Genomic DNA, 24,729 nt, shown 5'->3' with positions numbered 1-24,729 from the left:
GGAGTGCCATGCAGGCCGACGTCATCGGCACCGGGTGTGCCTTTCCGCTGCGGGTCCAGCCCAACGGCCGGCTCGCCACGATCAGCGGCACCGCCCTGCTGGAGCAGGCGATGTGCGTGATCCTGGCGACCTACCCGGGCGAGCGCCCGATGCGGCCGGAGTTCGGCTCCCGGCTGCGGGACTTCGTCTTCGAGCCGGTCACCGGGCAGACCCGGCGGGCGGTGGCGGTGGAGGTGCGCGCCGCGCTGGAACGCTGGGAGACCCGGGCCGAGATCGACGACGTCGCCGTCACCGAGGACCCGGCCGGCGGCGACGGGCTGCTGCACATCGAGATCCGTTACCGGGTACGCGACACCGACGAGCCCGGCACGCTCGGGCTCAACCTGCGGACCCTGCCCGGCGACCGGGAACTGACCGGTACGGGGGTGCTCGGCTGATGGCGCTGCCCGCCCCCGACCTCGACGACCGGGGCTTCGACGACCTGGTCGGTGACGCCCGCCGGTTGATCGCCGACCGCTGCCCGGAGTGGACGGACCTGCACCCGGCCGACCCGGGGATCACCCTGATCGAGACGTTCGCCTCCCTGACCGACCAGCTCATCTACCGGCTCAACCGGGTGCCCGACCGGCTCTACGTGAAGTTCCTGGAGCTGATCGGGGTACGCCTGGTGCCGCCGACGGCCGCCCGGACCACGCTGACCTTCTGGCTGTCCACCCCGGCCCGCGCCACTCAGGTCGTGCCGGCGGGGACGCGGGCGGTGACCGTCGGCGACGGCGGGGACCCGCTGGTCTTCGCCACCCTCGCCGACCTCGCCGTGCCGCCCTGCGCGTTGACCCAGCTCCGGGTCCGGACCGCCGACGGGATCACCGACCAGACCGGCGCCCTGGAACTGGGCGGCCCGGTGGCCGCCTTCTCCCCGGTGCCGCAGCCCGGCGACGAGCTGCTGATCGGGCTGGACCGGGCGGTCGGCGGCTGCGCGGTGCGGCTGGAGTTCGAGGGACGCGTCGACGGCGTCGGGGTCAACCCGCTGCACCCACCGCTGCGCTGGGAGGCGCGCGGTGCCGACGGCTGGCTCGACTGCGAGGTCGGGCTGGACGAGACCGGGGCGTTGAACCGTCCCGGCGCGATCCTGCTGCACGTGCCCGCCGGACACCAGGCCAGCCTGGTCGACGGGGTACTGGCCGGCTGGCTGCGGGCCCGGGTGGTGACCCCGCAGGAGGGGCAGCCCGGCTACAGCGCCTCGCCGGTGGTCCTCGGGCTGGCCGCCAACACCGTCGGCGGCACCACCGACGCGGTGCACGCCGACCTGGTGGACGACGAGGAACTCGGCGACTCCGAGGGGGTGCCCGGTCAGCGGTTCGCGCTGACCCGCCGGCCGGTGCTGGCCGGCTTCGGTGACCCGGTGCTGGAGGTCAGTTCCGACGACGGCTGGCAGCGGTGGTCGCCGGTCGAGCACTTCGCCGGCAGCGGCCCCGAGGACCGGCACTTCCTGCTCGACGGGGTGGCCGGCGAGGTGGTCCTCGGCCCGGCGGTCCGGCAACCCGACGGTAGGTTGCGCCGCTACGGCGCGGTGCCGCCCCGGGGCGGTCGGTTGCGGCTGCGCCGGTACGCGGTCGGCGGCGGCAGCCGGGGCAACGTCGGCGTCGGCGCGGTCACCGCGCTGCGGACCTCGATCCCGTACGTCGCCGGGGTGGAGAACCGGCACCCGGCCAGCGGCGGGGTGGACGGCGAGACGCTTGACGAGGCCCGCCGCCGGGGCCCGCTGACCCTGCGCAGCCGCAGTCGCGCGGTGACCGCCGAGGACCACGAGGTGCTGGCCCGGGAGGCCGCCCCGGAACTGGCCCGGGTCCGCTGCGTGCCGAGCAACGGCGACGGTCCGCCGGTGGCGCGGCTGCTGGTGGTGCCGGCGGCCCCCGCCGAGGACGGCCGGCTGCGGCTGGAGGACCTGATCCCGGCCGAGTCGAGCCTCGCCCGGGTGGCCGCGCGGCTGGACGCCACCCGGCTGATCGGCACCCGGGTGGTCGTCGAGCCGCCCCGCTACCGGGGGGTGACCGTGGTGGCCCGGGTCGTCGCCCGGCCCCGGGTCGTCGTCGAGCGGGTCCGCGAGGAGGGCCTGGCCGCCCTGTACGGCTTCCTCAGCCCGCTGACCGGCGGTGGCCCGGACGGTCGGGGCTGGCCGTTCGGGCGTCCGGTGCAGGCCGGGGAACTCTTCGCCGTGTTGCAGCGGGTACGCGGGGTGGAGCTGGTGGAGGACCTGCGGCTGTTCACCGCCAACCCGGTGACCGGCGAGCGGGGCACCGAGGCCGGCCGGATCGACCTGGAACCGGACAGCCTGGTCTTCTCCTTCGACCACCAGCTCCGGGTGGAGGAGCACTGATGCGGGGCCTGGTCGACGTGGCGATGCCGTACCCGATCGCCGGTTTCCTGCCCGCCCTGTTGCAGGAGGACGACCTGCTGGTGCGCTGGACCGAGGGGCTGGACGAGGTGCTCGCGCCGGTGGTGTCCACCCTCGACTGTCTCGACGCGTACCTGGACCCGGCACTGACCCCGCCGGACTTCCTGCTCTGGCTGGGCCACTGGGTCGGTGCGCAGCTCGACGAGAACTGGCCGGTCGAGCGGCAGCGCGCGATGGTGGCCGGCGCGGTCGCCGCGCACCGGCTGCGCGGGACGGTCGCCGGGCTGCGGATGGCCCTGGAGCTGGCCACCGGGGGCGAGGTGGAGGTCCTCGACTCGACCGGGGTGTCCTGGTCGACCCGGCCGGAGCCGCTGCCGGCCGTCCTGCCACCGCCCCGGGTGCACGTGCGGGTGTGGGTGGACGAGCCGGCGACGGTGGCCCGGCACGCCCTCGACGAGCTGTGCCGCGCGGTCGTACCGGCGCACGTGACGACGACCCTGGAGGTGCTCGACCGTGATCATCTGTCGTGAGTGCGGCAACCACAACGGTGACGCGGACACCTTCTGCGGGTCCTGCGGCAGCTTCCTGGAGTGGACCGGCGAGAAGACCGTGCCGAAGATCCCGGTCGAGACGGTCCAGGAGGCGGAGCAGGAGCTCCGGCAGAAGCCCACGCTGCTGCAACGTATCGCCGGGGTGATCGCGCCCGCACCTGGCGGCTCGCCTGTCGACGAGGGTGTGGTGCGGGTCGGCAGCGGGACGGGCCGGGGAGCGTCCGGCCTGCCCGGCGGCCCACCGGGTTTGCGTCCCGGGCCGCCGGGGGCCGGTCCGGCGGGGGTCCGCCCGGGTCCGCCCGGGGTGGGTCCGCCGGGGACGCGGCCGGGTCCGCCCGGCCTGGGCCCGCCTGGTGCAATGCCGCCTGGTGCAATGCCGCCCGGTGCCGTGCCGCCCGGTGTGCGTTCCGGCCCGCCGGGGACGACGCCGCCTGGTGTCCGGTCCGGTCCGCCCGGGGCGCGGCCGGGTCCGCCGGGGTCCGGTCCGCCTGGTGTCCGGTCCGCCCCGCCGGGGCTCGGCGCTCCCGGGGTACGGTCCGCGCCGCCCGGCACGTCGCCGACCGGGCCCTCCGCCGCCGGCGCGTCGACCGTGACGGCTGCGTCCGAGGGCGGCGCGGCGTCGGGGTCGACGCCGCCGCGCCGGCTGCCACCGCCGCCGCCGGGGGTGCCGGCGGCCCGGCTACCGGACCGGGCGGCCCGCACCGTGCCGCCCGCTGCCCGCCCCGACCCGTCCGAGGCGGACCCGGCGGCCGCCGCCGCGTCGTCGCCGACCGGCGGCCCCCCGGCCGGTGTGCCGGTCATCGCCCCGACCGGCGTCGCCGGGTCGCCGCGCCGGCTGCCGCCCCCGCCGCCGGGGGTGGCCGGGGCGAAGCTGCCGACCGCTCCGAGGAATCCGGCTTCCCCACCCCGGCGCGACACGCGTGCCGCGCCGCACACCAGCGCCCTGGTCGCCGCCGACGGGTCGGTCGACTCCGTGCTGCCCGGCGCGCCGGCCACCGGCGGACGGGTCGGCTCCCGGGCCACCGCCGCGACCGTCGAGCCCGACGAGGTCAGCCCGCAGGCGGTCCGGCCCCGGGTGGCCACCGTCGGCGCGAAGGCACCCACCCGGCGACGGCAACCCGGTGACCTGATCTGCGGCGGGTGCGGCGAGGGCAACGCGCCGACCCGTCGGTTCTGTAGCCGGTGCGGCGACTCGCTGCGGACCGCCGAGGTGGTGCGTCGGCGCTGGTGGCAGCGCCTGCTGCCACGCCGTGGCCCCCGGGTCACCGCGGCCGGGACCCGCCCCGGCGCGCCCGGCGGCGGCCGACCGGGTGGGGTCGGCGGTGTGCTGCACACCATCTACCAGCGGTCGAACGCGGTCGCCGCGGTGCTGCTCTTCGCGATCGGGGTGGCGTACCTGGTCTACCCGCCGCTGCGGGAACGGATCAACGGGGCGGTCTCCGGGCCGGTGACCGGGGCCCGGGACTGGGCCGACCGGAAGATCAACCCCCGGTTCGTGGCGGTCCGGCCGGTGGAGGTGACCGGCGGTGCGTCGGTCCGCGACCACGGTCCGGAGCTGAGCGTGGACCAGTACCGCAACACGCACTGGCAGGTGCGTTGGGACAAGGAGAAGCCGCCGACGGTCACCCTACGCTTCGCGGCGAAGGTCGACCTGGAGCGGTTGATCGTGACCGCCGGTACGGCCGAGGACTACACCGCGACCCACCGGCCGATGACCCTGCACCTGGTCTACTCCACCAACCGGTCGGACACCCTCACCGTCGAGGACACCGGGGAGCCCCAGACCTTGAGCCTCGACGAAGCCGACGGGGTCACCAGCGTGCAGATCCAGGTCACCGACGTGCACCGGGCCGAGAAGGGCACCGACGTGACGGTCAGCGAGTTCGAGTTCTTCGCCCGGGAGTGAGTGTGCCGGGCAGTGGGTGACGTCGGGGCACCGGGCCCCGGCGGCGGCACCCGACAACCACCACCACCGTCGGCCGACCGGCCCGACGGTCCCACGTCGGAGGTGTATCCGTGACAGAAGTCGCCATCGCCCTGAACACCACCGCGAACATGATCGGGTTCGCGCAGGGGCAGGCCAAGGGTCTGACGGACGGGGTGTTCCAGGTCAACGGGTTCAGCAACGCCGGGTTCCGGACCGAGCTGCCGCTGAACCAGTTGATCTCACCGGTGCCGATCGCCCACGGCCAGCTCGTCATGGTCCAGGGCAGCCAGTCCCGGCAGCACGTCTACTGGCTGCGCTACCTGCGCCGGGGCATCGGGGTCACCGACAAGAAGCGGGTCTGCGTGGAGCTGCTGGTGCGCTTCACGACCTTCGACTACGTACCGAAGGACGGTGAGGGGGGCCCGACCGAGCAGGAGCTGGAGATCCTGCGCGACTACCCGCTCTGGGGGATCACCGACCTGAGCGTGTCGCTGATGGCGACCGGCCGGGGGCGGAACCCGTTCAACAAGTTCAACGAGTCCGGCAGCCTGACCTTCGAGGTGGCCGCCGTCAACGGCGGCATGCCCCACCTGCGGATCAACTACCGGGTGCAGCACCAGGCGAAGAACCTGCTCGGCGCGCCCCTCGGGTTGAGTCACAACGACGTCGGCGCGTTCCTGGTGCACAGCAACGGCAGCTTCGAGATCAATCCGGGGGAGGGGCGGACCGAGAAGCACTTCCGGATCACCCCGCTCAGCGGCAGCGTGCACGACCGCCCGACCCGCGTCGCTCCGGCTGACGAGGACGGCCAGCCGGTCACGACCGGCGTGCTCAGGGCCCAACGCATCGAGCTGGGTGGGATCGACCACGGTGGCCGGATGCTCGACCCGCACGAGCACAAGGGCATGAAGGTGATCGGCTTCGAGCGGATGGACGGCCCGAACACCATCACCGTCCTCAACGACGGTCAACCGCCGGTGGTCGCCTCGGCGGCGGACGACGAGGGGCACGAGACGTCGCTGCGGCTGGAGTACGTCCGTGACGGGGCCGTGCTGGGCCGGAAGGTCCGCACCAAGATCAAGGCGTTGCTGCTGCTGCGGTTCACCATGGTCCAGTACGTCACCGCGCCCGACGACGGCCACCGGCAGATGGTCTACGTGGGCGGGGTGCGCTACACCGCCTTCCGCAACGTGTCGCTGCGGGTGCTGGAGGTGGGACAGGGCGATCCGGTGGTGGTCGGCGAGAAGGGCCGGCAGTACGACGTCGACGCGGTCAAGAACCGGCACCACGAGGAGTCGACGCTGTTCTTCGGGCCGTACGTCGAGGAGGTGCCGGGGCAGGTCGGGGTGCAGCTGCGCATCGACTGGACGGCCGAGCACGCCGGTGCCGACGGGCGGAGCCGCCAGCACAGCAACAAGGGGCAGTTCCGCCTCGGGATCGACTCGTCAGGCAGTCCGGTGCTCCGCCTGCTCGACGCCGACAGCAACAAGTACTTCACCGTCACGGGCTGAGTGGGAGACGACCGATGAACTATCCGGAGACCTTCGACACGACCGGCCCGGCCGGCCTCGACGACGCGTACGCCTATCTGTGCTGGGCGGCGGTCAGCGCGCACGGAATCCTCGCCGAGCAGCCGGAGGCCGGCTGGGAGCTGGTGCCGGACCTGCTCGGGCAGGGCTGGGGCGACCCGGGCTGGTACCAGCGCAACGGCTGGCTGGCCGACTTCTACGACACCGTCTACCACCACGCCAGCGCCTACCCGCCGGTGCAGATCTTCGCGGTCGACGAGCTGGGTGAGCCGGCGACGGAGATGGCCCGGGTGATCGACTCGGTGACCCAGAACTGGATCGCCGCCGCCCACCAGGCCGCCGACCAGGAAGCCTACGACCAGGCCGGCTACGACCAGGCCGGCTACGAGCAGGCCGGGCAGTCCCACGACGGGCAGGGTTACGACCAGCACGGCTACGACCAGCAGGGCCACGACCAGCACGGCTACGACCAGGACGGTTACGGGCAGCAGGACGACGGGCCGGCCGGGTCGGCGTACCCCGGCGGGGAACCGGAACCGGCCGACCAGGTCGGGGCGGCCGACCAGGTCGAGCCGGTCGGGCCGACGCCGGAGCCGCTCGCCGACCTCGACCCGCAGACCGCCCGGGAGGTGCTCGACCGGGTGGTCGACGACGAGGTGGACGACCTCTCCGTGGCCGACCAGCGGGTCCTGGCCACGGTGCTGACCGTCGAGAAGTTCCAGTACCTGGCCCGCGAGTACGACCTGGTGTGACCCGCCCGGTGCTGGGCCGGGACCGCGTCACCAGCGGTTCCCGGCCCGGCACCGGCGGGCCCGATGGACCGACCGGCCATCGTCGTGCCCGGCCCCCGTCGACCGGTCGAGCAGGGACGTCACCCCGTGACCAGCATCGAGTACGAGCCGGAGGAACTGTCCGGCAACCGGTTCGCCGTGACCGGCTTCCGGGACGCCGGCCTGCCGGTCGGGGAGTTCCTCGCCGACGAACTGTGGCCCGACCAGTTCGACGGCGCGGTGTGGCTGGACCGGGGCACCCGGACCCACCGGCACTGCTACTGGCTGCGCTACCGCCACCGGGGGCCGGACGGTCGCAAGCTGGTCGCGGCGGAGTTCCTGATCCGGTTCGTCACCTTCCCCTACCAGCCGCGCCCCGGCACCGACCGGTACTCGCCCCGTTCGACGGCACCGCCGCCGGGCCTGTGGGGAATCGAGGACCTGAGCATCACGCTGCGGGACACCGGTGCCGGCGGACGGAACCCGTTCAACAAGTTCAACGACCCGGGCCACCTCGTCTTCGAGCCGACGATGGTGTTCGCCCCCGCCGCCGGCACCGGGGCCCCGGTGCCGGCGATCCGGATCGGGTACCGGGTCCGGCACGCGGAGAACCCGGTGCTCGGCCCGGCGGTCGCCCCGGGCCACGAGGAGACCGGGGCGTTGACCGTGCACAGCGACGGCGGGATCACGCTGGAACCGGCGTCCGGGCCCTCGTCGTGGCGGCTGGTCCCGGTCAGCGGGGAGGTGCACGGGCGACCGCTGGTCGGGGCCGACCCGCCGCCCACCCGCAGCCTCACCGTCTACCAGGCCACCGGCGTCACCGTCCCGCCGCCGGTCACCGCGATGCGGGTGCTCACCGGCCGGGCCCGCCGGGGCGCGGTCGAGGTGCAGGGCTTCGAGCGGGTGGCCGGCCCGCCGCAGATCGAGGTGTGGCACGACGGGCATCCGCGCTGGCACCGCGCGTCGATGGGCGTCGACACCCGGGACGACGGCATGATCGTGGAGTACGCCCGGCCCGGCGACCCGGCCGAGGGGCCGCGAGCCGGCCGGGTCCGGGCCCGTCTCGCGTTGCGCCTGCTCACCTGCTCGTACCTGGTCGAGTCGAACGAGTTCGCCGACGCCGTGGTCTTCCACCACGGCCGCCGGCACCCCGGGTTCGCCGACGTGTCGCTGCGCCCGCTGCCCGACGACGCCGACCCCGCCCCGCCCGGGACGGTCGGCTCGCGGCTGCGGTTCGTCCCCGAGTGGTACGACGGCCCGGACGGCGACCTGCCGGGCCTGCTCGTCCGCTGGTCCGAGGTGCCGGTGGCCCCGGCCACGGGCCCCGGCACACCGCTCGGCGGCACGTTCCTGATCACCGTGGACGCCTCCGGCGGGCCGCTGGTCCGCTTCGGCGACGAGCAGACCTACCAGTACCTGACCGTGACGAACTGAGCGGAGGACACCGTGCCGAGTCGGATGCGGCTGGTCGGCTACCGGACCGACCCGCCGGTGGGTGACGCCTTCACCGTGACCGGGTTCGCCGGTGCCGGCTTCCCCGAGCAGGCGACGCTGCGGGACCTGGTCACTCCGGCCCAGCCCTACCTCGCCGGCACCGGGATGGTCCGGGGCGACCAGCAGCGGCGGCACTCGTACTGGCTGCGCTACCTGCGTCGGCGCGGCGGCCCGACCGGCCCGAAGCGGGTCTGCGTGGACCTGCTGGTCCGGTTCACCACCTTCGACTACGTGGCCGCCGACGTCGGGGCCGGCCCGGCGTCGTCCCGGCAGGCCGCGCTGGCGTCCTTCCCCTGCTGGGGCGTCACCGACCTGAGCGTGACGCCGCACGCGGTCACGGCCGGCCGTAACCCGTTCAACAAGTTCAACGAGGTGGGCTCGCTGGTGTTCACCGCCCGGCTGGAGGCCGGCCACGGGACGATGCCGGCGGTCCGGGTCGGCTACCGGGTGCACCACGAGCGGACCACTGTCGACGGGGTGCTGCTGACCCCGGAACACGACGAGGTGGGCTCGTTCCTGGTGCACAGCGACGGGCTGTTCGAGGTGGCCGACCGGTCCCTGGCGACCCGGACCCACTTCCTCGTCACGCCGGTCGACGCCGGGGTGCACGACCGGCCGCCGGTGGCCCCGGCCGCTGCCCGGCGATCCGACGCGGCCCGCCCGGTGTGGCACGCGACCGGGCTCACCGCCGCCCCGGAAGAGCTGGCCGGGCCCCGGCTGACCCCGTACGCCGACGACACGGTCGTGGTGACCGGCTTCGACGGGCTGGACGGCCCGCAGACGCTGACGGTCCGCGACGCGGCCGGGGAACAGCGGACGGCGATGCTGGACCAGGCGGCCCCGGAACCCGGCGCGTTGCTGCTGGCCTACCGGGCCGACCGGGGACCGGGGCGGGCCGGTGGCGTCCGGCTGCTGCTGGGGTTCCGGTTCACCATGCACCGCTACCTGGTCGCTCCGGCCGGGGTCGATCGTGGCACCGCCCACCAGCCCCCCGAGGACGGCGCGGACGTCGACGCCTACTACGGCGACGACCCGACGGCCAACCGGGAGGCGTGGCCGGTGTTGTGGCACCGGGGGCGGCGGCACACCGGCCTGCGGCAGGTGGGGCTGTCGGTGTCCGGCGTCGACGGCGGGCCCGGTCCGCAGGCCGTCCGCAACAGCACCGGAGCGTGGACGCGGCTGGTCCTCACTCCCGACTGGGAGCCGGGCGGCAACGACCGCGCGCCGCGACTCCGGATCGGCTGGCACGTCTCGCACCAGGACGAGACGGCCCCGGTCGAGGGCCGGCTGGCGTTCGACGTGGACCCCACCGGCCGGCCGACCCTGACCCCGCTGGACGACGAGAGCCGTCGCCGGTTCACCGTCACGGGCTGACCGGCACGTCCTCGTCCCGGGCGGGCCGCAGCCGCCGGGACAACTCGGCGATCTCCCGCCGGTACGTCGCCTGCTGGGCCGCGTCGACACCGCCGTCCGCGCCGAGCGCGACCAGCAACCGCAACGCGCGGACCTGGCCGAGCAGGTGCCCGGTCTCCCGGTGGGTCGCCAACGCCTCCTCGGCGGTCCGGGCGGCGGTCATCGGGCCGGTGGCCCGCAACGCCTCGGCCGCCACCATCAGCGCGTGCCCCTCCCAGACCCGGTAACCGGCGGCGCGGGCCACCGCGCGGGCCTGCCGGGCCAGCGCGAGGGCCTCCGTCGGATCGGTGTCCCGGTGCACCTCGGCCAGCCCGATGAGCGCCTCGACCTCCTCACCCCGGGCCCCACCGGCGCGGGCGAGTTCGAGCGCCCGCCGGTGTTCGGTGGTCGCGGCCGGATCACCGTTGCGCAGGTAGATCGCGCCCAGCACGTTACGGGCGGCGGCCTGCTGGGCGGTGTCGCCGATGAGGTCGGCGAGGGCCAGCGCGGCGTTGGCCAGTTCGGTCGCCGGGCCCAGGTCACCGGTCTGCGCGCGCAGCGCCGCCAGCCGGCGCAGGCTCTCCGTCTCGGTCGGCCGGTAGCCGGTGCGCCGGCTCAGCTCCAGCGCCTCCCGCAGGTGGTCGAGGGCCTCGTCGTGCTGGCCCAGGGCATGCTGCACCTCACCCAGGTTGCTCAGGCTGATCCCGATGCTCATTCGCATCCCGGTGCTGCGGGTCAACGCCAACGCCTGCCGGAAGACCTCGGCGGCCTCGCGGAGCCGTCCCATGTCCCGGTAGATCACCCCGAGGTTGCCGAGGCTGGTGCTGAGCCGCTCCGGACCGCCGAGGCGTTCGTGGATGCTCACCGCGAGCCGGGTCAGTTCGGCCCCCTCGGCCAGCCGCCCGGCCCGCAGGTGCACCAGCCCGCAGGTGCCGTACGCCGCCGCCAGGCCCTCCGGCCAGGCCGCCCGGTGTGCCGCGTCGATCATCGCGGTGGCGTGCGACAGGCCCACCGCGTACTCGCCGCGACGCAGGTGCAGGCTTGCCAGCCCGAGCCGGCTCGCGGCCTCGCCGGCGTGGTCGCCGGACTGCTGCGCGGCGCGCAGCGCACTGGTCGCGGCGACCAGGCCGTCGCTGTGCGGGCGGAACTGGAAGTAGCCGCGCAGCGCGTCCGGGATCCGCCAGGCGGCCGGGCCGGCGTCGTCCTCGGCGGCCTGCGCGATCACCCGCATCAGGTTGGTGTGCTCCTCCTCCAGCCAGGCCATCGCCCCGGCGGGGGTGGGGAACGGCGGGGACCCGGCGACCGGTACGGTCCCGTCGGGCGGCAACCGCACCAGGTGCGGGTAGACGGCGACGGCGGCGGCCTCGGTGCGCTGCCGGTACCAGTCGTAGAGGCGGCGGGTGGCGGCCCGCAGCTCCGGCCCGGGGTCCTCGGCGGTGGCCCGTTCCCGGGCGTAGAGCCGCAGCAGGTCGTGGAAGGCGTACCGGCCGGGAGCCACCTGCCCGACGAGGTGCGCGGCGGCGAGCCGGTCCAGCTCGCGGGCGGCCGTCGGCTCGTCCATCCCGGCCAGCGCGGCGGCGGCGGCCACCGTGACGTCCGTCCCCGGGGCGGTGCCCAGCAGCCGGAACAGCCGCCGCGCCGGGGCGGGCAGGGCGGCGTACGACAGGTCGAACGCGGCCCGGACGGCCGCCTGGTCGTCGCCCTCGATGCGCAGGTCGGCGAGCTGGTTACCGGCGGTGAGCCGGCCGGTGTGCGCGCTGATCGACTGGTCGGGCTGGTCGATCAGGTTGGCGGCGGCGATCCGCAGGGCCAGCGGCAACCGGGCGCAGGCGGTCGCCAGCTCGGCGATCTCGGTGGCGTGGGCGACCCGTCCGGTCGGGATGATCCGGGTGAGCAGGGTGCCGGCCTCGTCGGCGGTGAGCACGTCGAGGTCGATGCGGCGTGCGCCGTCGACCGCGACGAGCCCGCTGAGCCGGTCCCGGCTGGTGATCAACGCCAGACAGCCGGCGCTGCCCGGCAGCAGCGGGCGTACCTGGTCGGCGCCGGCGGCGTTGTCCAGCACCACGAGCATCCGGCGACCGTCCAGCATGGTACGCAGCAGCGCGGCGGCCTGTCCGACATCGACCGGCACCTGCTCGGCCGGCACCCCCAGCGCGTGCAGGAACCCGGCCAGGGCCTCCTCCCCGCGTACCGGGCTGGCCGTCGAGTAGCCGCGCAGGTTGACGTAGAGCTGTCCGTCCGGGAAGTGCCGGCGCACCCGGTGGGCCCAGTGCACCGCCAGGGCGGTCTTGCCGACCCCGGCCATCCCGGTGATGGCGGAGATGACCACCGGGCCCCGGGTCGCCGTCTCCCCGGTCAGCAGCGCGTCGAGCGCGGCCATCTGGGTGTCGCGCCCGGTGAAGAAGGCGACGTCGGGGGGCAGCTGTGCCGGTGGGCGGTGGCTGGGCGGGCGGGCCGGCGGTGACGCCTCGGGCCGGTGCGGCGCGACGCCGGGGCGTACGGCCGGGGCGTCACCGGCGGCCGGGCGGGCGACCACCCGGGGCAGGTCCTGACGCAGGATGCGTAGCTGCGCCTCGCGTAGTTCCGGGCCGGGTTCCACGCCGAGCTGCTCGGCGAGGCGGTCCCGCAGCTTACGGTGCAGGGTCAGCGCACGGGCCTGCTGGCCGCAGGCGGCCAGGGCGAGCATGAGCCGGGCGTGCACCTGTTCGTGCAGGGGTTCGTGGCGGGCCACCGCGTGCAGCTCCCGGACCGCCCGGTCGGGCAGTCCCAGGTCGACGGCGAGCGTCGCGTAGGTGACGGCGGTGGCGATGCGGCGTCGGTTCAGGGCGACGGCGGTCGGGTGCTGGGCCAGGCTCGGTGCCGCGTCGGCCAGGACCGGCCCGCGCCACAGCGCCAGTGCGCCGGCCAGCCGGTCCAGGCTGGCCAGGTCGCCCGCGACGCTGCCCTCGGCGCGTTCGATCACGGTGGCGAACTCGCTCAGGTCGAGCTGGGTGGGGTCGACCCGGAGCCGGTAGCCGCCACCGACGTGGGTGATGGTGGTGCCGGCGTTGCCGGGCCGGTCCAGCACCCGGCGCAGCCGGGCGACATAGGTGTGGACGAGGTTCAGGCAGCTGTCCGGCGGGTCGTGACCCCACAGCACGTCGACGATCTCGTGGCGGGACACGATCGTGTCCGGGTGCAGGGCGAGCAGGCCGAGCAGCATCCGTTGCCGGTTGGCGCCGAGCGCGACCGGTTCGGCCCCGATCTGGATGCGCAGCGGGCCGAGCACGTCGATGCGGAGGGTGGGTGCCGACGCGGCGGGTGGCGCGGGGCCGGGCGGATCGAGGTGGGGCAGCCCGACGGCGTCGGCGATGCGTCGGAGGGATTCGGCGCGCGGGTTGCGTACCCGGCCCTGTTCGATGTCGCGCACCGCCCGGACACTGATTCCTGCCCGTTCGGCCAACTGCTCCTGGGTCAACCCGGCACCCAGTCGTCGTCGTCGGATCTCACCACCGCCGTCGGCCATCAACCGGCCTCCCTGTCATGGCTGCGCGTCCTTCCCACCAGCGCGGCCAGCACATGATTCTGCCGGTTGGCCGGTCGGATGACCATGATCTTCGACACTCATTCACCGGGTGACACACCGGCGAAACCTGCCGATCGGGCACCAGTGGTCGCCCGTCGGGGCAACGGTTCTGCCGGTTCTGCCGGTGCTCCGGCGGCTCACTTCTGGACGGTCGGGCATTTGGGCAGCTCAAAACGTTGCCGCCTGGCAAGGATGTCGATTCGATGGCGTCCAGTCGGCCTCCAGTGCCCGGCCGACCGCCGTCTCTACCGTGGACGACGGACACGGCCGCCACCCGTCGGCCGGTGTCCACCTCGGCGAAGCGACTTGCCCCCGGTCACGGAACCGCACGGCACCGGCCTCCGGACCACCGATCTTGTCCCCTGCTGAACGGCAGCCTGGCAGCTGACGCTCGACTCAGCCCGGAAGCTAAGGAACCGCCATGAACGGACGTGCCCAGACCTACATCCGCACCCCCGACCCGATCTCCACGGCCGGCATCACCGCAGCGCTGCGGGGCCGGGCCGAGATCGAGGTCGTGCCCGCGCAGATGATCACCGCCGAGACCGTCGGCGTGGTCGCCGCCGACACCCTCGACCACGGCACGCTCGACGTGCTGCGGGCCGTACGCCGGCTGGGCTGCCGGCGGTTCGTGCTGGTCGCCGCCGTCGAGTCGGACTCGGCGCTGATCCCCGCGGTGGAGCTGGGGGTACGCGCCCTCGCCTCGCGCACCGAGGCGACCGGCCACCGGCTGGCCCAGCTCGTGGTCAGCACCGCCTCCGGTGGCGCGGCGATGCCCCCGGAGGTGCTCGGGCTGCTGGTCAAGCAGGTGACCCGGCTCCAGCAGACGGTGCTCGCCCCGCGCGGCATCGACGTCAACGGGCTCTCGGTACGGGAGAGCGAGATCCTGCGGCTGGTGGCGGACGGGATGGACACCCGGGAGGTGGCGACCCGGCTGAGCTACTCGGAGCGGACCGTCAAGAACGTGCTGCACGACATCACCAGCCGGTTCCAGCTGCGTAACCGCACCCACGCGGTGGCGTACGCGGTCCGGGAGGGGCTGATCTGACGCTCGGGAGGGCGGGACGTGGCGGACGGACGGGCCGACGGGGGCGGGTGACCCACGACGGCCTGGGCGCCCGCTACCAGCGCACCGGCAGCATGGTGACCATCCCACCCACCTCCCGCTCCACGATGGGGAACGGCCCGTCGGCGGCCAGCCGCAGACCGGGCAACCGGGCCCGCAGCCGGGCCAGCCCCACGGCCAGGATCGCCCGGCCGAGCCGCCGACCCGGGCAGTAGTGGCGGCCCCCGCCGAACCCGACGAACTTCGGCCCGCGGCGGTGCGGCAGGAGCGCCTCCGGCTGGCGGTAGACCTGCGGGTCGTGCAGCGCGGAGATCCAGGCGAGGAGCACCGCCGTGCCCCGGGGCACCGTGCCGGAGGGCAGCGCCAGGTCGGTGGTCGCGGTCCGCAGGGCGGCCACGTTGCCGGCGTACACCAGACGGAGCAGTTCGTCGGCCATGGCCACGGGGTCGGTCCGCCGCCTGACGAACGCCCGCCAGTCGGTGGCGTCGTCCCCCAGTAGCCGCAGCATCGCCCGGCCGAGCACGGTCGCCGGGGCCTCCACCCCCGCCGACAACATCAGCCGGGTCAGGCTGACCAGTTCGTCGGTCGACAGCCGGGGGCCGGGGTCCGGTGGGTCGACCAGGTCGGCCAGCAGCGCGGTGTCGGACCCGCCGGTGACGACCCCACGCACGTACCCGCCGAACTCGTCGACGAGCCGGGCCCGTTCCTGCGGGGTGCCGGGATGCGAGTGGGTGTACGCCCCCGACCAGCGGCGGATCCGGTCGCAGTCGTCGTCCGGGATGCCGAGCAGCCGGGTGATCGACAGCAGCGGGAGCCGGTCGGTGTACCCGGTGACGAGGTCGCCCCCGCGGCGTCCGTCGGCGGTCATCGCGTCCACGAGGTCGTCGGCGACCTGCCTGACCACCGGCAGGTGGGTGGCGACCCGCTCGTGGTTCATCGCCCGGGTCGCGACCCGGTGCACCGCCGTGTGGGACCGCTCGGACTGGTTGATCAGCAGATCCGGGTCGTACAGGAAGTTGGGTTCGCCGCTGCGCCTGGGCGCGTCGGTGAGCAGGTGGTTGCGGGACAGCGCCGGGCTGGTGACGGCGGCGGCGACGTCCGCGTGCCGGACGAGCAGGATCGCGCTGTCGCCGCTGGGCAGGCGGACGCGGCCGAACGGGCACTGCTCACGTCGCCGGGCGTAGTCGGCGGCGGGGGCGAGCCCCGCTGCGGGCGGCAGCGGGAAACCGGGGAGGTCGTCGTCCATCAGCGCTCCTTCGATCGGCGGACGGCGGGTGTGGGCACCGGCCGGCGCGGAGGCGGCACCACCGGGCGGGCGGTGGCGCAGGCGCTGCCGGTGCGCGCGGGCCGGGGCCGACGTCGGGGTCACCGCCCGACCAGCCGGGCCAGGTGGGTGAGGCCGGACCGGGTGGCCTCGGCCGGCACGCCGAAGTCGACCAGGCAGGCGACCTCGTCGACGCCTGCGTCGGCGAGCCGGCGCAGGGTACGGGCGCAGGTCGGCACCGAGCCGAAGAGCCCGCGTTCGATGAGGAACCGGTCGAGCACCCGGCCGATGAGGAAGTCCGCCTCGTCGTCGGTGACGGTGCTGTCGTGAAACGGGGAACCCGGCAGCATCCCCGCCACGAGGTCGAGCGAGGACCGCAGATACCTGGTCATCGGCTCCCGGGCCAGCGCGGCCACGCCCGGGTCGTCAGGTCCGACGAGGGTGTGCAGCATGAGGGTGACCTGGCCCCGCCCGGGGTGCAGCCGCCGGTACCGCGCGATCTTGGGACGTAGCTCGTCGAGGCTCTGGGTGAGCAGGTGGGTCAGGACGCCGACGCCGAGCCGCCCGGCGAGTTCGAAGGTGGCCAGGTCACCGGCGCTGGTGAGCCAGACCGGCAGGTCGGTCTGCACCGGCTTGGGGAACGCCTCGACGTCGACGAGACCGCCGGCACCGTCGGGCCGGGACGTCGTGCCACCCCGCCACAGGGCGCGCACCTGGTCGATCAGCTCCGGCAGCGCCGCCCTGCGGTGCGGGTACCGGTCGGGGGCGAGGACGAAGTCGACGGCGTGCCAACCGGAGGCGAACGCGACCCCGGCCCGGCCGTGCGAGATCCGGTCCACCACCGCCCACTCCTCGGCCACCCGCAACGGGTCGTGCAGCGGGAGCACGACACTGCCGGCGCGTACCCCGACCCGCCTGGTGACCGCCGCGACGGCGGCACCGGTCACCGCCGGGTTCGGGTAGGGGCCGCCGAACTCGTGGAAATGCCGCTCCGGCGTCCAGACCGCGGTGAAGCCGTGCCGGTCGGCGAACCGTGCACTGTCGAGCAGCAGGTCGTGGGCGTCGCCGTCGCTGGCGGAGAAGAAGAACAGGCTCAGGTCCACGGGGGCGGCTCCTGCGACGGCCGGACGACGGGTGACTCCGGCGCGGCGAGGCTGCGGTCGAGCCCGGCCAGGACGTGGTCGATCAGGGTGCCGGCCCGGCGGCGTGCCCCGGTCGACGCCGGGAACTGGAACGTGACCCGGGTCTGCTCACCGTCGGCGATCATGACGTGCAGGGCGTTGCGGGCGACCCCGTTGAACGGTGACCAGTCCACGGTGGTGGTGAGGCCGGGGAAGACCGGGCCGGGGGCGATCCGCCGGTAGCTGACCGAGACGGCGGCGGTGGCCAGGAACGGCCGCGTCCCGGGCCGGCACATCGCCAACGGGACCGTACGGTGGGCGTAGAGCTGGCGCAGGCCGGTGCGGACGGTCGCCAGCGCCGCCGCGTACGGGCCGGCCGGTGGGGTGGGAAGGGTGAACGGAAGCTCGTTGACGTACATGCCGATCCGGCCCGCCTCGGCCGGCGTACGCGTCGACAGTTCGAGCGCGATCGAGGTGGGCCCGTCGGCGGGGGCGAGACAGCAGGTGAGCACGGTGAGCAGCAGCTCGAACCGGGTCGCGGCCAGGGCGACGGCCGCCGTGGCCAGCAGCGTACGGGTCCGGGGGGTGAGGGTCCGGACGACCCGGTCGCCGGGCCGCGCACCGCCGTCGCGGGGCAGCTCGACAGGTCGCGGAGGGTTCCGCCACCAGTATTCGGCGGCGGCGACGACCAGGTCCTCCGACGGCTGGTGCGCCCCGGGGCCGGCGGGCTCCCCGTGGTCACCGGGGTCGGTGGGCTCCCCGGGGTCGGTGGGCCCATCCGGCCCGGCGGGGTGCGCCGCCGTCGCCGGGGCGTCGTGGCCGTAACAGTCGGCCAGGTCCCGCAGCAGCACGTCCTTGGACCGGCCGTCAACGATCAGGTGGTGGGCGGCCAGGACGAGCACCCCCCGGTCGTGGGCGGGGGCGAACCACCAGACCCGGGCCAGCGGCCCGGCCGACAGGTCGAACCGGGTTCGGGTGGCCCGCTCGACCCGCCCCCGGAGGGTCCCGTCGGTGACCGGTTCGACGGTGAGCGTCAGCGGGTGCTCGTCGACCGCCAGCCAGGGCAGGCCGTCGAGGTTGTGGCAGCCGGCGGTCAGCAGCGGATGTCGCGTGGCCAGCGCCGTGCAGGCCCGCGCCAGCCGGCCCACGTCGAGCGGGCCGCGCAGGTCGGCGGTGACCGCGACCGTGTACGCCGGCCCGAGGGCGGCCACCTGCTCGTTGAACCAGACGCCCCGTTGCAGCGGTGAGGTCGGCACGAGGTGCGTCACGGTGAGTCGGCGATCCGGTCGGCGATCCAGGCGGCCTGCTCGGCCAGGCCGGGCCGGGCGTACAGGGCCGACACCGGGGTGGGGACCGCGAACTGGTCGGCGACGAGGCGGGCCAGCCGCAACGCCGACATCGAGTTCCCGCCCAGGGCGAGGAAGTCGTCGTCACGTCCCACGGCGGCCACGCCGAGCACGGTGGCCCAGATGTCGGCCAGGTGCCGTTCGACCACGGTCACCGGGGCGGCGGTGGCCGTCGACCCGACCGGCGGGAAGAGGTCGCGCAGCGCCCGTACCACCACCTTGCCGCCGTCGTTGCGCGGCAACGCGGCCACGCAGACGACCCGCTGCGGGATCTCCGCACCGGACAGCCGGCCGGCGAGAAAGGTCCGCAGGTCGGCAGGTACGGCACCGGTACGGGTCACCAGTACGGCGGCGGGCCGTTCGCCCAGCACCGGGTCGGCGAGGGCGGTCACCGCGCAGTCCCGGACGTCGGGGTGCTCGCGCAGTGCCTGTTCGACGGTGAACGGGGAGACCGTCGTCCCGCCGGTGTGGATGGTCGACGAGTCGCGGCCGGCGAGGTGCAGGTAGCCCTCGTCGTCGAGCCGGCCCCGGTCGCCGGTACGGGTCCAGCCGTCGCGGAACGTCCCGGTGTCACCGCCGTCGAGGTAGCGGCGCGGCGGCGCGGCGGATCCGATCCAGACGTGACCCACCTCGCCCGTGGGGACCTCCCGACCGGCATCGTCGGTGATCCGTACCCGGCCCCGGCCGACGGCGTCCGGGCGTCTGCTGTCGAACACCATCGTCGTCCGGGCCGGTGCGGCCTCGGTCGAGCTGTAGGTGTTGACGATGGTGGCGTACGGCAGCGCCTCGGCGAGGGCCCGGGCGACGGACCCGGGCAGCACGTCGCCGGTGGTCCCCACGAGCACCACCGACGACAGGTCCCGACTGTGGAGTTCGCCGGAGTCCAGCAGTTCCCGGGCCATCGCCGGGACGAGGAACAGGGTGCCGACCTGGAACTCCTCGACGGCGGCACCGACTTCGGCGGCGTCGAACCGGGGCATGACGAGCGCGGCGGGCTCGGCGGTCAGGCCGGTGAGGAGCATGGTCTGGGCGGCGTTCGTGCCGAGCGGGAACGCGTGCAGGAAGTGACGGGAGTGGGCGAGCTGCCGCCGGCCGGGTGTGGCGTCGTGCCCGTGGGTGAGGTTGCCGTGGGTGGCGACGACCGGCCGGGCCGACCCTTCGGTTCCCGAGGTGAAGATGATCTGGGCCGGGCCGGCCGGGGTGGCCCGGTCGGGGACGGCGTCGGCGTTGGCATCGGCGTCGGCCGGCCTGCGCTGCCAACCGCCCAGCTCCGGGGGCACGGCGCAGCCCTCCCGGATGGTCCCGACCGCCCCGGCGACGGTGACCCGGTCGACGAGCTGCCCCGGCGGCAGCCGGGCCGACAGCGGCACCGCCACCCCACCGGCCCGGAGCACGCCGCAGAACGCGGTGGCGAACCCGAACCACTCCCGTTCGTCGAAGAGCAGCGCGACCCGCTGGCCGACCCGTAGCCCGTCGGCGGCGAGCGCGGCGGCGAGCGCGTCCGTCGACCGGTCCCACTGCCCGAAGGTCAGGGTCGAACCGTCCGGGTGGCACAGGGCGACGGCGTCCGGGGTGTCCGCCGCGCGCTGCCGCAACAGGCCGGGCACGGTCGACCTGCCGTTCATCGGGCGTCCGGCGTCCGACCGCCGGCCACCGCCGCGATCCGTCCCACGGTGCCGGCCCGCACGATCTCCTCGATGGTGAGCCGGATGCCCAGCCGCCGTTCGATCCGGAACGCGACCTGGGTGGTCAGCAGCGAGTGCCAGCCCACGTCGGTCAGGTCGTCGTCCAGGCCGACCCCGTCGACGCCGACCAGCTCCTCCACGATGGCGGTGATCGCGCGTTCGGTCGGGGTGTGTGGCGGTCGGGGTCGCGCCGGCACCGCGAGCTGCCGCCTGTCCACCTTGCCGGCGGCGGTGAGCGGCAGGGCGTCCACCACCACGACCACGTCCGGCACCAGGTGGGCGGGGACGGCACGGGCGAGGGCCGCCCGTAGCGCCGTGCCTGAGGGTCGGTAGCCTGGTGCCGGCACGACGTGCGCCACCAGCGACACCGGATCGGCGTCCGCCGGGACGGGGGAGACGGCCGCCGACCGGACCCCGGGCAGCCGGCGCAGCGCCGCCTCGACGCCCGCCGGCTCGACCCGGAAGCCGCGTACCTTCACCTGCGTGTCGAGCCGACCGAGCAGGTGGACCGTGCCGTCGGCGTCCCGGCGGGCCCGGTCCCCGGTGCGGTAGGACCGGTGCCCGTCGAGCATGCGGAACCGTTCGGCGGTGAGGTCGGGGGCGTCGAGGTAGCCGCGTGCGACGCCGACACCGACGATGACGAGTTCACCGGGCCGGCCGTCGGCGACGACCTGCCCGTCGGGGTCGACGACGAGGACGTCGTACCCGGCGATCGGACGGCCGACGGGCACGTGTTCGCCGGTGGTGTCGGCGCGGGTGACCCGGTGCAGGGTGCTGGCCACGGTGGCCTCGGTGGGTCCGTAGCCGTTGACCAGCTCGCACCGGTCGACCCAGCGACGCGCCGTGGCCGGCGACAACGCGCTGCCGACGCTGAGCACCGTGCGGAGCCGGGGGAGGTCGTCCTCCGGCAGGGTGTCGAGCACGGCGGCGGGCAGGACGGCGTGGGTGACGGCCCGCTCCGCCAGCAGCCGCACCAGCGGCGCACCGACAAGCGACTCCGGGTCGGCGACCTCCAGCGGGCAGGCGGCGCCGAGACCGAGCAGGAGTTCGAAGATCCAGCCGTCCGCCGCCGGGCCGGAGTGGAGCAGGACGCGGGCGTCGTCGCCGAGTTCACCGAACCAGCGACGCTGGGCCGCCAGGAGGTTGGCGACCGCGTCGTGGCCGATCATGACCAGTTTCGGGGTGCCGGTCGTGCCGGCGGTGGGGATGACGTAGGCCAGCCCGGTCGGGTCGACGGTGGCCGGCAGGGCACCCGGTGGCGTCGGACCGGGCCGGGTCGGGTCCACCTGACGCACGCCCGGGGCCCGGTGGAGCGCGGACGTCGACACGACCACCGTGGCGTCCGCCGCCGTCGCGACCGCCTGGTTCCATGACGGCGGGCTGGCCGGGTCGAGCGGGAGCAGGACGCCGCCGCTGCGCCAGGTGGCGAGGGCCGCCGTGACGAGGGGGAGGCCGCGTTCCAGGACGACCGCGACCATGGTCGCCGGCCCGACTCCGGCTCCGGACAGCGTCCCGGCGAGTCTGTCCACCCGCTGTTCCAGTTCGGCGTACGTGACCGTTGCGGTCCGGTCGGCCAGGGCCACCCGGTGCGGGAAGCGGCGGGCGAGGATGGAGACCCGGTCGCTCACCGGGGCGAAGTCCGTGTCGCTCAACGGCGACCCCCTCGTCGACCTACCGAGCCATGCACACCTATCTATGGGTGAGGCTGTCACGACGTTGTCGGCGGGTCAAGGCGCGACGGCCGGCGGCACCCGCCGCCGGCCGTCGGCACGTGCTCCCCCGGGCCGGCACCGTCCCGGGGCAGCCACGGTCAGCCGGGAAGCTGGTCGACCCGGGTGAGCACCTCGTCGATCAGGCCGTACTCCCGGGCCTGCTCGGCGGTGAACCACCGGTCCCGGTCCCAGTCGGCCTGGATCTCGTCGAGGGTGCGCCCGCTGTGCCCGGCGATCAGCTCCTGCATGGTCCGCTTCACGTGCAGCATGTTCTCCGCCTGGATGGTGATGTCGGCGGCGGTGCCGCCCATCCCCCCGGACGGCTGGTGCATCATGATCCGCGCGTGCGGCAGGGCGAACCGCTTGCCGGCGGCCCCCGCGCAGAGCAGGAACTGCCCCATCGAGCCGGCCAGCCCCAACGCCAGGGTGGCCACGTCGTTGCGGACGTACCGCATGGTGTCGTAGACGGCCATGCCGGCGCTGACCGAACCACCCGGCGAGTTGATGTAGAGGTAGATGTCCCGCTTGCTGTCCTCGGCGGCGAGCAGCAGGATCTGCGCACAGATCTGGTTGGCGGAGGCGTCGGTGACCTCGGTGCCCAGGAAGATGATGCGTTCGCGCAGCAGCCGCTCGAAGACCTGGTCGCCGAAGGCCGGCTGCCCGCCGTCCAGCATGCGCACGTCGTACCCGATCATGGTGACCACCCTCCGCGTCGCCGGTGGGCGACCTCGCTCCGCCCCGGGAACCGGCGGGTCCAGCCTGCGCCGCCGGGCGGTCACCTGCCCAGCCTTTCTGCCCCCGGCAGATCCGCCGTCGGCAGAACCCGGCCGGCCTACCCGACCGGCAGCCGCCGCCGGCCCGTCCGGGCCCACCGCCGCGCCGGCACCCTGGCGGTACGCGCAGCGGGGCGGGCGGCCGACGCCACGGCGACCACCCGGACGGGCGTGGCGACCCTCGTCACCGCGAACCCGGCGCCCCCGACGGTGGACGGCACCCCGCCACCCGGACGGCCGGACCCGACGGTGGGCCGACCGATCGACAGGTGGGCGGTGGTGCCGTCGCGGCGGGCGGTCGGCACCCGGTCCAGCCGGGCCAGGCTGCCGCCCGGCGGCACGGGGACCCGACGCTCGACCCGGCGCAACTCGTCGCGGGCCTCTTCGAGCAGGTCGGACAGGTTGATCCCGAGCGCCCGGCAGATCGCCGCCAGCACCTCGGAGGAGGCCTCCTTCCGCCCACGCTCGACCTCGGAGAGGTAGGGCAGGGACACCCCGGCGGCGGCGGCCACCTCGCGCAGGGTGCGGCCCTGACGCAGTCGTACCCGGCGCAGCACCCCGCCGATCACCCGACGCAGCAGCGACATGCGGGCCTCCTCGTGGCCGGTGTCCCGGGACCCTCCCATCATGCCCCGTCGGTGGCCCCGGCACCGGCCCGGCGGGGTCACGACAGGCCGACCGCATCGGCGGGCCCGGGGAGCCCGGCACCGGCGGTGGCCCGGCCGGTCACCTGACCCCGGCCGGTGCAAGGTGACGGGGTGCTCACCGTTGGTGCGGGTCGTCGGCCCGGCGGGTCGACCGGCCCGCCAACCGCTATGTTGTGCTCGTGCAGGCGACCCAGGGGGAGCAGGACCGACCGTGATCCATTTCCCGGCGCAGCGGCGGGGTCCGCTCAGCGCGTTGAGTCTCCGCCTGGCTGCCGCCCTGGGGCTGGTCCTGGTCACCGTCGCGGTGGTCTATCTGGACCGTGGCGGCTACCGCGACGTGGACGAGAACGGGCTGACCCTGCTCGACTGCTTCTACTACGCGGTGGTCACCCTCTCCACCACCGGGTACGGCGACATCACCCCGTTCGACCAGTCGGCCCGGCTGGTGAACGTCCTGTTCATCACCCCGGCTCGGGTGATCTTCCTGATCATCCTGGTCGGCACCACCCTGGAAGTCCTGACCGAGCAGTACCGGACCGGCCGTCGGCTGGGGCGGTGGAGGAGAACCGTGAAGGACCACGTCATCATCTGCGGCTACGGCACCAAGGGCCGCAGCGCGGTCTCCGCCCTGCTGGAGAACGGGTTGGACAAGTCCCGGATCGTGGTGGTGGAGCGCAACGGGACGGCGCTGCGGCAGGCCACCTCGGCCGGACTGGTCGCCATCGAGGGTTCCGCCACCCGCTCGTCAGTGCTGGAGGAGGCGCACGTCCGCAACGCCAAGGCGGTCATCATCGCCACCGACAGCGACGACGCCTCGGTGCTGGTGGCGCTGACCACCAGGCAGCTCACCGCCGGCCAGGTACGCATCATCGCCGCCGTACGGGAGGCCGAGAACGCCCCGCTGCTGCGGCAGAGCGGCGCGCACCACGTGATCGTGTCCTCGGCGACCGCTGGTCGGCTGCTCGGCCTCTCGACCTCCGCGCCGCCCCTGATCGACGTGGTGGAGGACCTGCTCACCCCCGGGCAGGGCATGGCGCTGGCGATGCGTTCCGCCGAGCGGCACGAGGTCGGTAAGTCCCCCCGCGAGCTGGAGTCCCTGGTCATCGCCCTGGTACGCCGCGGCAAGGTGGTCACCCTGGCGGACAAGGCCGGCGCGGTGATCGAGACCGGCGACATGCTGGTGCACGTGCGCGACGACCGCCCCACCGCCACCGCCACCGCCTCCTGAGCCCGGCCGGCCGGCCCCTGCTCTCCGGCCGGCCGCTCCTGACGCCGGCCGGTGCGCCTGACACCGCTGGTCTTCCCCACCGACGAGTGGCCGGTCCCCGACGCGGGGAACGGCCACTTCGACGTGTCGGCGGACGACTAGCTGATGGTCCAGGTGTCGCCGGTGTGGAGGAGGGTGGTGAGTTGTTGTTCGGGGGTGTCGGTGGTGGTGTTTTTGGCGGTGGTGATTTGGTGTTGGACGAGGGTGTCGTAGGTGGGGCGTTGG

Annotated in this window: 18 protein-coding genes; 10 read left to right on the top strand and 8 right to left on the bottom strand. The window is 74.7% G+C overall.

The features are described 5' to 3' along the window. Nucleotides 1–8 precede the first annotated feature (8 nt). The 8 genes from JQN84_RS30615 to JQN84_RS30580 all read left to right on the top strand — a co-directional run bounded on the left by JQN84_RS30615 (nt 9) and on the right by JQN84_RS30580 (nt 10,040). A complete protein-coding gene (locus JQN84_RS30615) occupies nt 9–437 on the top strand; it encodes a GPW/gp25 family protein (protein ID WP_204962066.1) in 429 nt (142 codons plus the stop codon). Then, the gene (locus JQN84_RS30610; protein WP_204962065.1) at nt 437–2,377 is read left to right on the top strand and encodes a putative baseplate assembly protein; all 1,941 of its coding nucleotides are present in this window, start codon (nt 437–439) and stop codon (nt 2,375–2,377) included. The genes JQN84_RS30615 and JQN84_RS30610 overlap by 1 nt, the downstream gene beginning before the upstream one ends. Next, nucleotides 2,377–2,925, top strand: coding sequence for a phage tail protein (locus tag JQN84_RS30605; RefSeq protein ID WP_204962064.1), 549 nt, complete (start codon nt 2,377–2,379; stop codon nt 2,923–2,925). The genes JQN84_RS30610 and JQN84_RS30605 overlap by 1 nt, the downstream gene beginning before the upstream one ends. A 610-nt stretch (nt 2,926–3,535) precedes the next feature. Continuing rightward, the gene (locus JQN84_RS30600; protein WP_204962063.1) at nt 3,536–4,852 is read left to right on the top strand and encodes an NADase-type glycan-binding domain-containing protein; all 1,317 of its coding nucleotides are present in this window, start codon (nt 3,536–3,538) and stop codon (nt 4,850–4,852) included. Nucleotides 4,853–4,962: 110 nt separating this feature from the next. After that, a complete protein-coding gene (locus JQN84_RS30595; protein ID WP_204962062.1) occupies nt 4,963–6,384 on the top strand; it encodes a hypothetical protein in 1,422 nt (473 codons plus the stop codon). Between the two features lie 14 nt (nt 6,385–6,398). Next, a complete protein-coding gene (locus JQN84_RS30590; protein WP_204962061.1) occupies nt 6,399–7,154 on the top strand; it encodes a hypothetical protein in 756 nt (251 codons plus the stop codon). 126 nt (nt 7,155–7,280) lie between these two features. Next, on the top strand, nt 7,281–8,606 hold the full coding sequence (locus tag JQN84_RS30585; protein WP_204962060.1) for a hypothetical protein: 1,326 nt from the start codon (nt 7,281–7,283) through the stop codon (nt 8,604–8,606). Nucleotides 8,607–8,618: 12 nt separating this feature from the next. Continuing rightward, entirely contained in the window at nt 8,619–10,040 is a 1,422-nt protein-coding gene (locus JQN84_RS30580) for a hypothetical protein (RefSeq protein WP_204962059.1), read from the top strand. Here the strand turns inward: JQN84_RS30580 and JQN84_RS30575 are convergent. Beyond that, on the bottom strand, nt 10,030–13,563 hold the full coding sequence (locus tag JQN84_RS30575; RefSeq protein ID WP_204962058.1) for a BTAD domain-containing putative transcriptional regulator: 3,534 nt from the start codon (nt 13,561–13,563) through the stop codon (nt 10,030–10,032). The two genes, JQN84_RS30580 and JQN84_RS30575, sit on opposite strands and share 11 nt — an antisense overlap. A gap of 481 nt (nt 13,564–14,044) precedes the next feature. Between JQN84_RS30575 and JQN84_RS30570 the strand changes: the two genes are divergently transcribed. Next, entirely contained in the window at nt 14,045–14,671 is a 627-nt protein-coding gene (locus JQN84_RS30570) for a helix-turn-helix transcriptional regulator (RefSeq protein ID WP_088647552.1), read from the top strand. 73 nt (nt 14,672–14,744) lie between these two features. On the opposite strand, the gene JQN84_RS30565 is transcribed toward JQN84_RS30570, so the two are convergent. The 7 genes from JQN84_RS30565 to JQN84_RS30535 all read right to left on the bottom strand — a co-directional run bounded on the left by JQN84_RS30565 (nt 14,745) and on the right by JQN84_RS30535 (nt 23,177). After that, nucleotides 14,745–15,935, bottom strand: a complete 1,191-nt coding sequence (locus JQN84_RS30565; RefSeq protein WP_204962057.1) for a cytochrome P450 — start codon at nt 15,933–15,935, stop codon at nt 14,745–14,747. 119 nt (nt 15,936–16,054) lie between these two features. Then, nucleotides 16,055–17,056, bottom strand: a complete 1,002-nt coding sequence (locus tag JQN84_RS30560) for a MupA/Atu3671 family FMN-dependent luciferase-like monooxygenase (RefSeq protein WP_204962056.1) — start codon at nt 17,054–17,056, stop codon at nt 16,055–16,057. Further along, the gene (locus JQN84_RS30555) at nt 17,047–18,330 is read right to left on the bottom strand and encodes a condensation domain-containing protein (RefSeq protein WP_204962055.1); all 1,284 of its coding nucleotides are present in this window, start codon (nt 18,328–18,330) and stop codon (nt 17,047–17,049) included. The genes JQN84_RS30560 and JQN84_RS30555 overlap by 10 nt, the downstream gene beginning before the upstream one ends. Before the next feature lie 8 nt (nt 18,331–18,338). Further along, the gene (locus JQN84_RS30550; protein WP_204962054.1) at nt 18,339–20,045 is read right to left on the bottom strand and encodes an AMP-binding protein; all 1,707 of its coding nucleotides are present in this window, start codon (nt 20,043–20,045) and stop codon (nt 18,339–18,341) included. After that, entirely contained in the window at nt 20,042–21,757 is a 1,716-nt protein-coding gene (locus tag JQN84_RS30545) for a non-ribosomal peptide synthetase (RefSeq protein ID WP_204962053.1), read from the bottom strand. Before JQN84_RS30545 ends, JQN84_RS30550 begins: the two co-directional genes overlap by 4 nt. A gap of 158 nt (nt 21,758–21,915) precedes the next feature. Further along, nucleotides 21,916–22,512: an ATP-dependent Clp protease proteolytic subunit gene (locus tag JQN84_RS30540; RefSeq protein ID WP_204962052.1), complete on the bottom strand. Its 597-nt coding sequence runs from the start codon at nt 22,510–22,512 to the stop codon at nt 21,916–21,918. A 137-nt stretch (nt 22,513–22,649) separates the two neighbouring features. After that, complete coding sequence (locus tag JQN84_RS30535; protein WP_204962051.1) at nt 22,650–23,177, bottom strand: helix-turn-helix domain-containing protein; 528 nt, start codon at nt 23,175–23,177, stop codon at nt 22,650–22,652. A 271-nt stretch (nt 23,178–23,448) separates the two neighbouring features. Here JQN84_RS30535 and JQN84_RS30530 point away from each other — a divergent pair, with 271 nt between their 5' ends. Next, a complete protein-coding gene (locus tag JQN84_RS30530; RefSeq protein WP_204962050.1) occupies nt 23,449–24,465 on the top strand; it encodes a potassium channel family protein in 1,017 nt (338 codons plus the stop codon). Nucleotides 24,466–24,729: the final 264 nt, after the last annotated feature.

The organism is Micromonospora humidisoli, assembly GCF_016900955.1.
Classification (GTDB): domain Bacteria; phylum Actinomycetota; class Actinomycetes; order Mycobacteriales; family Micromonosporaceae; genus Micromonospora; species Micromonospora wenchangensis.
The sequence above is the reverse complement of the archived record's forward strand: the minus strand, read 5'-3'. Positions and strand labels throughout refer to the sequence as shown.